The organism is Massilia sp. W12, assembly GCF_037300705.1.
Taxonomy (GTDB): domain Bacteria; phylum Pseudomonadota; class Gammaproteobacteria; order Burkholderiales; family Burkholderiaceae_D; genus JACPVY01.
Map to the genome: position 1 here is coordinate 599,478 of NZ_CP147776.1, position 15,156 is coordinate 614,633.

Sequence of the window (15,156 nt, forward strand, 5' to 3'; positions counted from 1 at the left end):
TGAAGCACAGTCAGACCCCATAAAAAAACGGCGGCATCGGAAACGATGCCGCCGTTTTTATTTCAGGCCAAATCAGCCAAGACGCGGGCTGCTGTCTTGCAGATTGGCGCTTGCTTGCAAGGCCTGTGCGCTCAAGCCAAACTGGCTGTTGCTCAGCAGGGTATGCGCCGGGGTCATCGACAGCGCCGCCAAATTGCCGCTGCCGGCATATTGGTAAGCGAGGTCGCCGCCCAAGGCTGCGCCATCATTGCCGGCCACATGCTGCGCCAGTAAAGCAGTCGAGAGCGCCCAGCTGCTCAGGCTCGGATTGGCGCTGCGCGCTTGATCAAAAGCGGCCACCAGACCGTCAAAGTTGAATTGCTGCACCTTCTTATTATTCAACTTATTGGTCGAGCTGCTGTTGTAGTCGCTTGTGCCTTCGATCACCACTTGCAGATTGGCCACGCTGCGGTTGGTGCTGCTGGCATACCAATCTTTGAAAGTGATTTGCTCAGTGGCGCCGGTGACCAGGATCAAATCATTGCTGCTCTTCTTGAACAGAAGATCGGCATATTTGATGCCTTTGCCCAGGGACACTGTGTTGTCTTTGCCGCTGCTGGCGGCAATCGTATCCTGGCCATCGCCCAGATTGAACAGAATCACATCCGCACCGCTGCCGGTGTTGATGGTGTCATTGCCACTGCCGCCAAGCAACAGCTCATTGCCGCTGCCGCCTGTGATACTGTCATTGCCGGCCCCGCCATCGAACAGATTATTGCCGGCGTTGTCGCTCAGGATGTCATTGCCGGCAAAGCCTTGCAGAATGTCATGTCCGGCGGCGCCGTTCAAGCTGTTCACCGCGCCATTGCCCCACAGCAGATTGTTGAGCGTATTGCCCGTGCCATTGACCGCGTTGGAACCGCTCAGCCACAGCGCTTCCACATTCGCCGCCAGGGTATGCGTGAGCGCGGTGCGCACCTGATCAATGCCTTCCGCACTGTTTTCTGTCACCACATCGCCAGTATTGTCGAGCAGATACACATCGTTGCCCGCGCCGCCAGCCAATTTATCGGCGCCGGCGCCGCCATCCAGCGTGTCGTTGCCAGCTGCGCCGTTCAAGCTGTTGATGGCGCTGTTGCCAATCAGCAGATTGTTTTGCGCATTGCCTGTGCCATTGATGGCGCTGCTGCCGCTGAGTGTCAGATTTTCCAGATTGGCGCCAAGCGTGTAAGTGATGCCTGCTTGCACCAGATCCGTCCCTTCATCCAGGTTTTCGGTAATCACATCCAGTGCGTTATCGACCACATAGCTGTCATTGCCGGCGCCGCCGGCCATGCTGTCGTTGCCTGCGCCGCCATCCAGCAGATTCGCTGCGCTGTTGCCGCTGATCTGATTATGCAGGCTGTTGCCTGTGCCGTTGATGGCGTTGCTGCCGCTCAAGCTCAGATTTTCCAGATTCGCCGGCAGCGTGTAGCTGACCGAGGCTTGCACCAGATCCGTTCCTTCCGAGGCGTTTTCGATGATGCCGTCCAGGCTGCTATCGACCACATAAGTATCATTGCCGGCGCCGCCGGCCATGGTGTCGTTGCCTAAACCGCCATCCAGCAGATTGGCTGCGCTGTTGCCGCTTAACTGATTATTCAAGGCGTTGCCGGCGCCGTTGATGGGGTTGCTGCCGGTCAGGAACAGGTTTTCCAGATTCGCTCCCAGCGTCAAGCTGATGCTGCTTTGCACCTGGTCTGTGCCTTCGCCCGCATTTTCGGTGATCTGATCCTGCGCGCTGTCCACCACATACACATCATTGCCCAAGCCGCCGGCCATGCTGTCATTGCCGGCGCCGCCGTCGATGAAGTTGGCGGCGCTGTTGCCGCTGATCTGATTATTCAGCGCATTCCCGGCGCCATTGATGGCGTTGCTGCCGCTTAAGCTCAGATTTTCCAGATTGGCGGACAGCGCAAAGCTGGCGCTGGCTTGCACCGTATCCACGCCTTCATTGGCGTTTTCGCCAATCGCATCCTGGCTGCTGTCAACGATGTACAGATCATCGCCGGCGCCGCCGAGCAGGCTGTCATTGCCGGCGCCGCCGTCCAGCACATCGTTGCCGGCGAAACCGAGCAGGCTGTCGTTGCCGGCCAGACCGCTGATGGTGTCATTGCCGGCCCCGCCTTGCAGGGTGTCGCTGCCGCTGGTCCCTTGCAAGTTCAGATTTTGCAATTTGACGGCAATCTCAAACACATCCGAGACGCTCAAATTGCCAGTGTCTTTCGCCGTCAGTTTGACGCTGACATTGCCAATCGCGCTCGGCGTGCCGCTGAAGGTGCGGGTGGCCGGGTTGAAATTGAGCCAGGCAGGCAGCGGGCTGCCGTCGGCCTGGGTGGCGCTATAGCTCAAGCTGTCGCCGGCGTCCGGGTCGGTGAAGGTTTTGGACGGTGCGGCAAAGCTGAACAAGGCGCCCACATTCGCGGTTTGATCCGCCAGCGGTGTGCTCAAGACCGGCGCATTATTCGGCGCGCCGACTGTCAGACGCACCCCGGCGCCGGCGGAATAGCCGTAGTTATCCGTGCCCCACAACACAAATTGCAGCACGCCAACGTCAGCTGTCCCCGGCGTGCCGCTGAAAGTGCGGCTGGCGGCGTCAAACTGCAGCCAGGCCGGCAGTGCGCTGCCATCGCTCATTTTGGCGCTGTAGCTGACCGAGTCCCAGCTGTCCGGGTCTGTCACGGTGTTTTGCGGTACGACATAAGTGAAGGCCGTGCCGGCGCGAGCGGTCAGCGCAGGCGGGTAGTTGGTGACGGTTGGCGGATGGTTGTTCAAGGCGCGATCCACCACAGTTTGGATCATGCTTTGATCCCACACCGCGCCATTGGCGAATTCGATGCGGTCGATTTTCTGATCCGCTGCCTGTCCATCGATATCTTCGGTGGCGCCGAAGTAATTCAGGAAGGCCACTTGATCTGTCCCGCCTTTTAACAAGATAAACAGATTATTGTCTTGGCGGCGCGCCGAGACATCGTTTTCGGAAATGCCGGCGCCGAAACGCAAGATGTCCACGGCGCTGCTCAAGTCGGTATTGTCAATGGTTTCTTTGCCATCGCCCTTATTGAACAGATACACGTCATCGCCCAGGCCGCCTTCCATATAGTCATTGCCCAGACCGCCGGCCAGCATATTATTACCGGCATTGCCCCACAGGCCATTGTTCAGGGCGTTACCATTCGCGTTCAGGTGTTCTTCCCCATCCAGCGCCAGGCGTTCCAGATTGTCGCCCAGCGTCCAGCTGACGGTGGAGCGCACCATTTCATAGCCTTCGTTGGCCAGCTCCACAATCACATCGCCGGCGTCGTCGATTTCATAATAATCGTCGCCAGCGCCGCCGACCATGCTGTCAGCACCTTCGCGCCCGAACATCGAGTCTTTGCCCAAGCCGCCGATCAGGGTGTCATTGCCGCCCAAACCGAGCAGGGAGTTGTCAGCATCGTTGCCGGTGATCAGATTGTCCAGCTCATTGCCGTTGCCATGCTGCACATCGCCGGCCAGGGTCAGGTTTTCCACATTGTCATTGAGCACCAGCAAGGTGTCGAAACTGCGCACGATGGTGTCGATGCCTTCGTCGCTGGATTCGGAGATGCGGTCGCCTTCCGAATCTGTGATGTAGGTGTCATTTCCAGCGCCGCCTTGCATCTGATCTGCGCCCGCGCCGCCATCCAGCAGATTATTGCCGGCATTGCCTTGCATCCGGTTATCCATGGCGTTACCGCTGCCATCTAAATCCGCATCGCCCAGCAGTTCCAGGTTCTCAATCTGCTCGCCAAGTTGATAATTGATCCAGGCTTGCACCTTGTCATCATCGCCTTCGCTGTCGATGACTTGATCAGCTGCATTATCAACCACATAGCTGTCGTTGCCGCCGCCGCCTTCCATGGTGTCCGCGCCTGCGCCACCGTCCAGCACATTGGCGACTTCATTGCCGCGCAGCAGATTGTCCAAGGAATTGCCGTTGGCGCTGGCGTAACCGGCATCGGGATTCAGGGTGAGCGCCTCCAGATGTTCGCTCAGGGTGTAGCTGACGCTGGCAAACACATGGTCATAGCCGTTGTCTGCGTTTTCCTGCAGCACATCCTGCATATCGTCAACATGGTATACATCATCCCCCGCGCCGCCGCGCAGCTGATCGCGGCCAGTGCCGCCATCCAGGCTGTCATTGCCGCTGCCGCCTTCCAGCGTGTCGCCGCCGGCGCCGCCTGCCATGCTGTCGTCGCCTGCCATGCCTTGCAGCAGATTGGCGCCGTGATTGCCTATCATGCCATTGTTCTGATCATTGCCGACGCCTTGCAAATTGGCGTCGCCGACCAGCAGCAGATTTTCCAGATTGGCGCCCAAAGTGAAGCTGATCCGGCTGTTGATGGTGTCCAGACCTTCGCCCGCAGCTTCCTGCGCCTGATCGCCGGCTTCATCAATCAGATAGGTGTCATCGCCTGCGCCGGCTTGCATGGTGTCATTGCCTTCGCCGCCATCCAGGAAGTCATCGCCAGCGCCGCCGATCAACAAGTCATTGCCTTCATCAGCTTGCAACAAATCATCGCCATCGCCGCCATGCAGGCTGTCATCGCCTTGTTCGCCGAACAGACGGTCGGCATCCGCGCCACCTTGGATGAGATCAGAGCCTTCGTCACCGTGCAGAATATCGACGCCGCTGCCGCCTTCCAGCGTGTCATTGCCGCCGCCGGCATGGATGCTGTCGTTGCCGGCTTCGCCGCTGAGCTGATTTGCGCCCGCATTGCCATGGATCGTATTGTCGCCGGCATTCCCGCTGGCATGTAATGCAGCGTCGCCGCTCAAGCTCAGATGCTCGATATTTGGCGCCAGCGCCAGGCTGATGCTGCTTTCCACGCTGTCAATCCCGCCAGCCGCATCTTCCATAATCACTTGGCTGCTGTCGTTGATGCGATAGCTGTCGTCGCCTGCGCCGCCTGCCATGGTGTCGCTGCCAAATCCTGGATCCAACACATCATTGCCGTCTCCGCCGCTGAGGTTGTCATCGCCTTCACCACCATACAAGGTGTCATTGCCAGCGTCGCCCGCCAACTTGTCAGCACCGCTATCGCCATACAATTTGTCATGATCGAGGCCGCCAGCGAGCTGATCATTGCCGTCGCCGCCGCGCAAATTGTCCTTGCCTGCCTGGCCATCGATCGTGTCATCGCCGCCACGGCCATACACCAGGTCATCGCCGTCCAGTGCAAAGACTTTATCGCCCAGGGATGAGCCGTGCAATACGTCGGCGTGCTCGGTCGGCAGCAAGGTGGCGATCAGCAGGTCATCCAGATTGACTTTTTGCCTGACCCCATTCGGTCTTTGCAAAATCAATCCGGCTTGCGGCACGCCATCTGCGAAGAAGTCGGCCAAAATTATCTGGTCTTTATCACTACTGGTGAAGTCAACTAACAGATTGGCGCCGGAACGGCTGAATTTAAGCTCATCAAGAGATAAATCGTCGATGATGATCAAGGTGTCGTCGCGATAATCTTCATGAATCGTGTCTTTACCGTCGCCGCGCGCAAAGTAGAAGCTGTCTTTGCCGGCGCCGCCATACAGGTGGTCATCGCCACGACCGCCCATCAGCATATCTTCACCGGCCCCGCCATGGATCATGTCATGATCCGCGCCGCCATCAATGGTGTCATTGCCAGCGCCGCCTTCGATTTGATCACTCCCGGACAAGCCTTGAATCAAGTCGCTGCCCAGGCCGCCTTTCAGATTGTCAGCGTATTCCGTTCCCTTGATGCCGCGTTGCGCATCCACCAGGATAGAGATATCGCCGCCCAGTGGCGCCAGTGCTTTGGAGAATGCCGCCAAATCAAATTTGGACAACTCATTCATGCCTTTCAGCGCGCGTATGAATTCGCCCAGGGTTTCCTTGCCTTTGCTGCGGTTATGAATGATTTGGCTGGTCAATTTTTCCGCCACCACGCTTAAGTCGCCGATGATCAAGCCGCTGGCCGGATCTTTGCGATAGCGGATTTGCTGCACCAAGGGTTTCAGCGTGCTCTGCACCACCAGCTGGCTGTAAATCATTTCCGACAACTGATTGAAAGCCTTCAGCAACACAGGTGCAGCGCGGCCGTGCGGATTAGGGTCGCGCGTGCGCCAGCACCACACGCCATACCATTCATTGCCCATGAATTCTTCCAGCGCTTCCAGTTTTCTGGCATCGCCTATCACATTGCCATAAATCTGGCTGGCGGCGCGGCTGGCCGGATCCACATTTTGCACGCCGGTCCAGTGGTAGATAATGTCTTGCACCAGGGCATTGCGCGCCTGCACCGATTCTTCCTGCATGAATTGCTGCACCAGTTGCTTCAATTTGCCGGAGGTGTCGCGCTGCATTGCCTGCTGTAAGTCATACACTTTGCCAAAGCCTTTGACGTCCGGCAGGGCAGCGATTTCCGGGCTGAGCGGCGCTTTGTTTTGCTGTACAGAGAAGGTTGGATTGGAGCGGAACCAAACGTCAGCTGCAGTGTGCATCACACCGCTGAGGTCGATATAACTGCCGATTTGCCGGTGTTCATTGCCGTGAATATCGATTTGTTTATCGTTGATATACGCCACGTTGATGGCCTTTACGCCGACAGATGGCAAATCAAACAATTCGCCTGCATCAGTTACGCCATCGCCATCCTTGTCTTTCCAGACTTTGAGGGAGTTGAAAATGCTGTCATTGGCGTCAATCAAACCGTCGCGGTTGAGGTCGAACTCAGCCAGGGCGTCAAAGCCATTGGCAGCTTTCTGTCCATTCGCCAACAGGGTTTCCGAGCCGAAGAGTTCACGTCCGCTGTCGATTTTGCCGTTTTCGTTCAAATCACGCACCAGCAAGCCATCGTCGGCCTGAATCCAGCCGCTTGCCTCGGCAAAACCATCCCCTCCGTGATCAAAGAAGGCGCCATTGTTGATGTCCACCGTCTTCAATCCATCTCCATTCAAGTCCAATGCTATTGGGGATGGCAGGGTTTCAGCATCATCAAAATCATCTTCGATATCTTCAATGATGTCGTCTTTGCGGGTCTCACCTTCATCATCATTGACGATCTCGCCGTTACGGTCTTCTTCGGGGCCTGTGACGTCATCATCCATCGGCTTGTTATCGAACGGGTCTTTGCTGCTGATGCTGGGATCCCACATTGAAGGAATATCGATCTGCGGCAGATCAGGGGTGCTGTCTTTCGGGCTATCAGGCTTGCTCAGCGGACTGAATGTGCCAGGCCCAAAGGACTGTTCTGTAGTGCCATTCTCAGTCGTGGTAGTGACTGTGCCACTGCCATCCGGGTTGTATTTGATGTTGGTGTTGGAGACGATGCCCTTGCCATCCGGCCCGAACACCGTGATGATGCGCGTGCCTTGACCGTCATCAAAAGTCTGTTTCACTGTGGTGTCGCGATTGACCACGTTAATCCGGGTCACGCCATTCGGTTGATACACCTCTTGCGTGCTGCCATCTTTGCCATAGTTGGCGTAAATGATCAGATTGCCGTGCTCATCGGTCATCTTGCCGCCAAACGCACCCGGTTTAGTCCATTGCGATGAAATGAAATTACCGTCTTTATCGTAGTTAACAGTGGTTGTGCTGCCATTGTTGTCATTGGTGTAGCGCACATATTGGCCATCCGGCTTGTACGCCACCCCGGTGACGCTCTTGTCCGGTGCAATGCTTTCCTGTCCGCGACTGCCGTCTGCACGCTGCCATTTAATGTCAGTGATTTGATTATTCTTGTCAATTTCGCGGATGATGGTATTGCCCTTGCCATCGTCTTGATACACCTGACTGCTCTTATCAGGACGCACAAAGATACCGCTGACAGCGCTGCCGTCATACACTTCGCGCGCCTTGCTGCCATCCGGCCAGCTCCAGTCGCGGCTGATCTTGGTGTTCCAGCTGGTGTAAGAGGTGGCGTCAAGCGAACCATCGGCGCCTTTGATGTATTTGGTGTAATAACCGTCCGGCTTAAAGGCGATGCCGGAACTGCTGCCATCCGGGTTGAAGGTGTCGCTGCCATGGCTGCCGTCTTTTTTATCCCAGGTCGCGCTTTCAAGGCGGCCTTGTGGATTGAACACGGAAATCTGATGATGGCCATCTTTGCCAAAGTATTCCGACGTTTTGACGCCATCGACAACTTTGTCATTACCATAGCTGCCGTCGGCTTTTTCCCAGCTGCGGCTTTGCATCTGGTTATTCGGATCAAATACCGCGCTTTCCTTATTCCCCTTGTTGTCATCGACATAGCGGGTGGAATTGCCCGCGGCGTCATAGCTGATGCCGGATTTTGAGCCATCTTCGGGATTGATTTTGTCCACCCCGCGCGAGCCGTCAAATTTCTCCCAGCGTGTTTCAGTCAGCGAGCCCTGGGTATTGTATTGGCGTAAATCTTTATTACCCATGCCGTCATCGTTCAAAACCTGGCGGCTGCCGTCAGATTGCGTCACATCGCTGGTGCGCCGCCCGGTCTCCGGGTCATATAGATTTTGGCCGAAGCTGCCATCGGCTTTTTTCCATTCTTCCACCAAATGATTGCCGTTGGCATCCATGCGCAGCAGGGTGGTGTTGTTGTTATGGTCATCGGTGGTGATAACCTGACGGCCATCCTTTTGCGTCACACTCTTTACCGTATTGGTCGGCGTGCCATCTTGCGCTGTGTGTTGAACCACTTGTGTGACGCGACCCAGATCGTGCTCAAAGGTGGTGACATCTGACTTCATGCCGCCATCGGCTTGCGGCGTATAAATGCTTTTGCTTTGCACCTGCGCGTTGTCGCCAGAGCCGGTGTAAATGGTGCGGGTTTGTTGTCCGCTGTTGGAGTTCAACTCAATATTGAGCGTGCTGCCATCGGTATTCGGAGCCGACCAGACATGGTCAATTCCGTTGCGCGTACTGCCGTCGAGAGATTCCGCATACAGGGCGCCGCCCGGATATTTCACATACTTCCAGCCATCTTTTTCAAATACCTGGGGCGTAGCGTCTGAACCACCGCTGAGGAAGGACTTGACCATGTCTTCGCCCTTGATGCCGGCGTAAATGCCCAAACCGGCCACCGCCACCAGACCAACCGCAATCCCGACCGGATTGGCCAGCGCCAAGCCGCTCAACACGCCCATGCCAAACGAGGTCACCGCGCCGCCAATCGCGATACCGGCAGCCAGGCTGGTGGTGTTGTCAATCGCCATCTTGATCGCGGCTTCATGGTTGCCGGTGTCATACACAGCCTGTGCTTCTTTGGCGATGTGATACAAGGAATAGCCAATCGCAATCGTGCCCAGCTTGGCGGCGAGGAAGCTCAAGGTGGTGAAGCCGGCTTGCTTCGCGGTGGAAATCACAGCGTTCTCACCTGCCCTGGCTTCCGCCAGCGCGGTCGGGGAGAGTTGGTTGCGCAATTCATACCACTCTTTGATCTTGACAGGGTCTTGCATGGCTTTGGCAAGATTGTCCGCGTTCATTGCGATATATTCAGCCACGCTGCCATTCTTTAAGCTGCCAAAATGAATTTCACGCGCAGCATTCTCAATCGCAATCAATTTGATTGTCTGCAACTCATTCTTGCCCAGCCTGTTCAGCTCTGCAATTGAAATGCCATTCAATAGTTTAGATTCGTGCTTGATTAATTCAGGAAGCTCGGATTGCACAAAAACGCTGAGATCATCCGCACCTTGCGCCACCAGGCGGAAATTACCATTCGCATCTCTGGTGAATGAGCGTGATGCAATATCCCAGAGCGAGTCAGCGTCTTTAATCCGTGGAGCATTCGGGCCAACGCCATTTTTACCATACAGCACTTCATTGAAACGCGCGTTGAGTGCTTCAACTTGCGCCGGGGTAGGTTTGACTGATGTGCTGCCAAGCACATCTAACATCAAGGCTTGTTTTAATGCACTATTAAAACGGGGATCTTTAAGCAAGGACCCCACTTCGCTGCTGACGACATCAACACCACCACCCGCTAATTTAATTTGCGACACCATTTGGCTGGCATATAAGCCATCATCCATCATCCCGGTGTATAAATAGAAAATAGTATCGGCCGTGGCGCCAGGGACAACGCCTGAAGTTTTTCTGACAATATCAAAAATTTCCGCCAAAGTTTTCCCGCTGGCTTCAATTGCGTCGATTGCTTGATTTAAATTGTATGACATTATTGCACCTCAACGAAATTGGGAAGCACAGCGTTTACTGCTATGCCATTGCTATCCAATGGGCCATTGCCGAACTGGCCGAAAACTTCAAACGCTGCTGTAATAGATTGTTGTAACTCAATGATATTTTCTATCTCAGTATCAAGCAGGGGGCGTGTGCTGATGTCCTGTGTGAACATGCCGGCAAGAGTGAGGGAATACCATTTTTTATTTTCAAAAAAAAGATACTCGAATGTGCCGCTAATGGGACGGGCAAGCACGGGGGCGCTTATTAAATAACTGGTTTGGTCTGCGTTGAGTGCAATATTCATGCCCTGGCTGTCCAGGAAATTTTCATGGCGCAAGGATGCGGAAAGCTCTGGTAAAACAGAAGCATCAGCCAAGATCCTGCTTTTGAGTATGGAATCGATTTTCTCTAGATGGTACTTCATCATATCTCCGGTGCGAAAGTTTTAGGTTTGCTTAGGTGCAGCCGTGCAGTTAATTGCCGGCTGTTCAGTTTTGTTGCATCCAAATGCGTTTGTATTAGAATGCAATGAAGATTGCTTTCCTGATATGCCGATGCGGGCGAAAGTCAGAGAAGCTATGAGTATTCTGCTAAACAAGCAGGGTTGATGATATGTCTCTGATGGGTGAGCTTGGCATATATCCGTTTTGGTTGAGTGACTGTTTTGTCTGTTGTTTTTTCCTCTTATCCTTGTTTCATGTGGCAATGGATATTGGTGTAACTGAAAATGTGGGTCATGCTGAAAAAGATTTGAATAATGCAGTTATGTTGCTTGCAATGGCTTTTTGGATGATTCAAATGAGATTGTAATGCAGATAAAGAAAAATAATATATCTGTATTATATAGGCAAGTAATCATCAGCATGTTTTTGAGTGTGAATCTGGATGCGCATTAAAGTTTCTTTGTGTGATGAAGCGAGGGGCAGCAATATTGTTGACGCTATTCTCAACAGGGAAGACCCAAGATGGCGATTGCATTAATAGTAGCTGAGCAATATTATAATTTATTATAAATAGTTAAAATTGAAGTCGATGCAAACCGGTTCACCATATTCAGGTAAAAGAACAAAAAAGGATAAACCTCGTACAGTGGCATTGCGTAAAAAGATGCGCACAGCCGACTGCAGGCGGGATGAAATATTTAAATATGAGGGTTGTTTCACTCAGGAAACATATGCGAGTTTAGCAATGATATTTTGTTCTGTCAATCCAGATGGATTTTTTGGATTTCATTGCTATAAATTCAATTAAAAGAATTTTTAGATTCTGCATTGATGCGTGGCAGCTGTTGATGCAAATACGAGCCCGGCAAGCAGCCGGGCCTGGCAGTGATAAAAAGCCAGCTTAAGCCTGCTGCTCATCCGCCGCCCCATCCGCGCCAAACACCATTTCCTTGAGCATGCGCAACTGGTCGCGCGCCTTGGCGGCTTTTTCAAATTCCAGATTCTTGGCGAAATCCATCATCTGTTTTTCCAGCTTCTTGATTTCCTTGCCCAGCTGTTTTTCCGACATTACCTGGTATTTGACTTCTTCCTGCGCCACCTTGAGCGATTTCTTATCCTGCTTGGCTTGCTGCGGATCGTACACGCCGTCAATCATCTCGCGGATGCTCTTCTTCACGCCCTTCGGAATAATGCCGTGCTCCAGGTTGAACGTGAGCTGCTTTTGGCGGCGGCGTTCGGTTTCATCCATCGCCCGCCGCATCGAATCGGTGATGTGGTCGGCGTATAAAATCGCCTTGCCGTTCAGATTGCGCGCCGCGCGCCCGATGGTCTGAATCAGGCTGCGCTCAGAACGCAAAAACCCTTCCTTATCCGCATCCAAAATCGCCACCAGCGACACTTCAGGAATATCCAAACCCTCGCGCAAGAGATTGATGCCGACCAGGACATCAAATGTGCCCAGTCGCAAATCACGCAAAATTTCGACCCGTTCCACAGTGTCGATATCGCTGTGCAGATAGCGCACCTTGATGCCGTGATCTGACAGAAATTCGGTGAGCTGTTCCGCCATGCGCTTGGTCAGGGTGGTGACTAATACGCGCTCGCCGGCGGCGATGCGCAAATTCGCCTCAGACAGCAAATCATCCACCTGGCTGCGCGCCGGGCGCACTTCCAGCACCGGATCAACCAGGCCGGTGGGACGCACCACCTGTTCCACCACCTGATCCGCATGCTTGCCTTCATAGTCCGCCGGGGTGGCCGAGACAAACACGGTTTGCCGCATCTTGCCTTCAAATTCATGAAACGCCAGCGGGCGGTTATCCAGCGCCGAGGGCAGGCGGAAGCCGTAATCCACCAGATTCACTTTGCGCGCGCGGTCGCCGTTGTACATGCCGTTCAATTGGCCCAGCATGACGTGCGATTCATCCAAAAACATCAGCGCATCGCGCGGCAGATAATCGACCAGGGTGGGCGGCGGTTCGCCCGGCTTGGCGCCGCTCAAATGGCGCGAATAGTTTTCAATCCCCTTGGTGAAGCCAACCTCGGTCAGCATTTCCAAATCGAAACGGGTGCGCTGCTCCAGGCGCTGGGCTTCGACCAGCTTGCCTTCGCGGTTGAAAAATTCCAGCCGCTCGCGCAATTCCTCTTTGATGGTTTCGATCGCGCCCAGCACTGTGGCGCGCGGGGTCACATAGTGCGAGCCGGGATAGACCGTGAAGCGCGGGATTTTCTGTTTCACGCGCCCGGTCAGCGGATCAAATAATTGCAGGCTGTCGATTTCATCGTCGAAGGTTTCCACCCGCAACGCCAGTTCCGCATGTTCTGCCGGGAAGATGTCGATGGTGTCGCCGCGCACGCGGAATGTGCCACGGGCGAAATCCATGTCGTTGCGCGTGTATTGCATCTGGATCAGGCGCGCAATGATGTCGCGCTGCTCTACCCGGTCTTTGTGGCGCAGCACCAGAATCATTTTGTGATATTGATCCGGGTTGCCGATACCGTAGATGGCGGAGACGGTGGCGACAATCACCACATCGCGCCGCTCCATCAGTGATTTGGTGCAGGACAGGCGCATTTGCTCAATGTGCTCATTGATCGCGGAATCTTTTTCAATAAACAGATCACGCTGCGGCACATATGCTTCCGGCTGGTAGTAGTCGTAGTAGGAAACGAAATACTCGACCGCGTTTTGCGGGAAGAATTCGCGGAACTCGCTGTACAGCTGCGCCGCCAGGGTTTTGTTGGGCGCAAAAATAATGGCTGGCCGCCCGGCACGCGCAATCACATTCGCCATCGTATAAGTTTTGCCTGAGCCGGTTACGCCGAGCAGGGTTTGAAACGAAAGACCGTCCTGCAAGCCCTGGCACAAAGAGGTGATGGCGGCGGGTTGGTCGCCGGCAGGCGGGAAGAGTTGATTCAGCTTGAAGGGCGAGCCGGGAAAGCTGATCAGCTTGGCCGCATCATATTCAACTTCATGCATGGGGAGAACAACCTTTCAGAAAAACGAACGGCAATGCTTTTTTGCCAAGGGGGCTTGGAGATTACCCGCATTCGATTACAATATAGTGCACTGCAATATAAATCATATACACAGGGCGAGATAATCCTTTTTGTCAGCAACCAACCGGATATTACCACGATGAACCCGACACAATCTGCCTCCTTCCTTTCCCACATCGAGATGGCCCCGCGTGACCCGATTCTGGGCATTACCGAAGCTTTTGCCGCTGACAAAAATCCGGACAAAGTGAATCTGGGCGTGGGTGTCTATTATGATGATCAGGGCAAGGTGCCGCTGCTGGCGTGCGTGCAAAAGGCGGCAGCGCAGTTGATGGAAAAAAATGCGCCGCGCAGTTATCTGCCTATCGACGGCCTGGCCGCTTACAACCAGGGCGTGCAAAACCTGGTGTTTGGCGCCGGCAGCGAGTTGCTGGAGCAAAAGCGGGTGGTGACGGTGCAGGCGGTGGGCGGCACCGGCGCGCTGAAACTGGGCGCGGATTTCATCAAACGCTTTTCGCCCGATTCCAAAGTGTATATCAGCGATCCGAGCTGGGAAAATCATCGCGCTCTGTTTGAATCGGCTGGTTTCGTGGTCGATCAATATCCTTATTTTGACGCCGCCAGCCATGGCGTGAATTTCGACGCGATGCTGAGCGCGCTGCAAGGCATGGCGGCCGGCTCGGTGGTCTTGCTGCACGCATGCTGCCACAACCCGACCGGCGCCGATCTGACACCGGCGCAATGGGAACAGGTGGTGGCTGCGGTGCGTGAGCGCGGCTTGATTCCTTTCCTGGATATGGCTTACCAGGGCTTTGGCGACGGCCTGTATGAAGATGGCATTGCGGTGCGCCTGTTCTCCGCCAGCGCCGGCCCCTTGCTGATTTCCACCTCTTTCTCCAAATCCTTCTCGCTGTATGGCGAACGGGTCGGCGCGCTGAGCGTGCTGGCGGCCTCGGCGGAAGAAGCGTCCCGCGTGCTGTCGCAAGTCAAGCGCGTGATCCGCACCAACTATTCCAATCCGCCGCTGCATGGCGCGCAATTGGTCTCGACCGTGCTGAATGCGCCGGAACTGCGTCAAATGTGGGAAGACGAGCTGGGCGCCATGCGTGTGCGCATCCGCGCCAACCGCGAAGCCATGGTTGCCGCGCTGAAAGAAAAAGCGGGCCGCGATTTTTCATTTGTCAGCGCGCAAAAGGGCATGTTCTCGTATTCCGGTTTGAGCAAGGCGCAAGTCGAGCGTTTGCGCAATGAGTTTTCAATCTATGCGATTGATACAGGCCGGATTTGCGTGGCTGCCTTGAATTCTCAAAACATGTCGAAAGTAATTGACGCGATTGTGAAAGTGCTTTAAAGTATTGTTCTTTCGCTGGTGGCTGCGGAAAACTTCAAAACTTCCCGCAGCACACCGAAATCCAGCGAAATCTTGACAGGATAAGAAGAGTGGTATAAAATCTTTTCCTCAATTCCCTGATAGCTCAGTCGGTAGAGCGACGGACTGTTAATCCGCAGGTCCCTGGTTCGAGCCCAGGTCGGGGAGCCAAGAATTCC

At 54.7% G+C, this 15,156-nt stretch carries 5 protein-coding genes and 1 tRNA gene; 3 read left to right on the plus strand and 3 right to left on the minus strand.

Annotation, left to right across the window (positions count from 1 at the left end):
- Positions 1–72: 72 nt before the first annotated feature.
- Both V8J88_RS02345 and V8J88_RS02350 read right to left on the minus strand, forming a co-directional pair.
- The gene (locus tag V8J88_RS02345; RefSeq protein ID WP_338847542.1) at positions 73–9,879 is read right to left on the minus strand and encodes a putative Ig domain-containing protein; all 9,807 of its coding nucleotides are present in this window, start codon (positions 9,877–9,879) and stop codon (positions 73–75) included.
- A 278-nt stretch (positions 9,880–10,157) separates the two neighbouring features.
- Positions 10,158–10,592 (minus strand): hypothetical protein, encoded by a 435-nt coding sequence (locus V8J88_RS02350; RefSeq protein ID WP_338847544.1) that lies wholly within the window; start codon positions 10,590–10,592, stop codon positions 10,158–10,160.
- Positions 10,593–10,777: 185 nt separating this feature from the next.
- Between V8J88_RS02350 and V8J88_RS02355 the strand changes: the two genes are divergently transcribed.
- The gene (locus V8J88_RS02355; RefSeq protein WP_338847545.1) at positions 10,778–10,975 is read left to right on the plus strand and encodes a hypothetical protein; all 198 of its coding nucleotides are present in this window, start codon (positions 10,778–10,780) and stop codon (positions 10,973–10,975) included.
- Between the two features lie 534 nt (positions 10,976–11,509).
- On the opposite strand, the gene uvrB is transcribed toward V8J88_RS02355, so the two are convergent.
- On the minus strand, positions 11,510–13,588 hold the full coding sequence (uvrB, locus tag V8J88_RS02360) for an excinuclease ABC subunit UvrB (RefSeq protein ID WP_338847547.1): 2,079 nt from the start codon (positions 13,586–13,588) through the stop codon (positions 11,510–11,512).
- A 159-nt stretch (positions 13,589–13,747) separates the two neighbouring features.
- Between uvrB and V8J88_RS02365 the strand changes: the two genes are divergently transcribed.
- Positions 13,748–14,959, plus strand: coding sequence for an amino acid aminotransferase (locus V8J88_RS02365; protein ID WP_338847549.1), 1,212 nt, complete (start codon positions 13,748–13,750; stop codon positions 14,957–14,959).
- Positions 14,960–15,072: 113 nt separating this feature from the next.
- A tRNA-Asn gene (locus V8J88_RS02370) sits at positions 15,073–15,148 on the plus strand.
- The last annotated feature ends 8 nt before the right edge of the window (positions 15,149–15,156 follow it).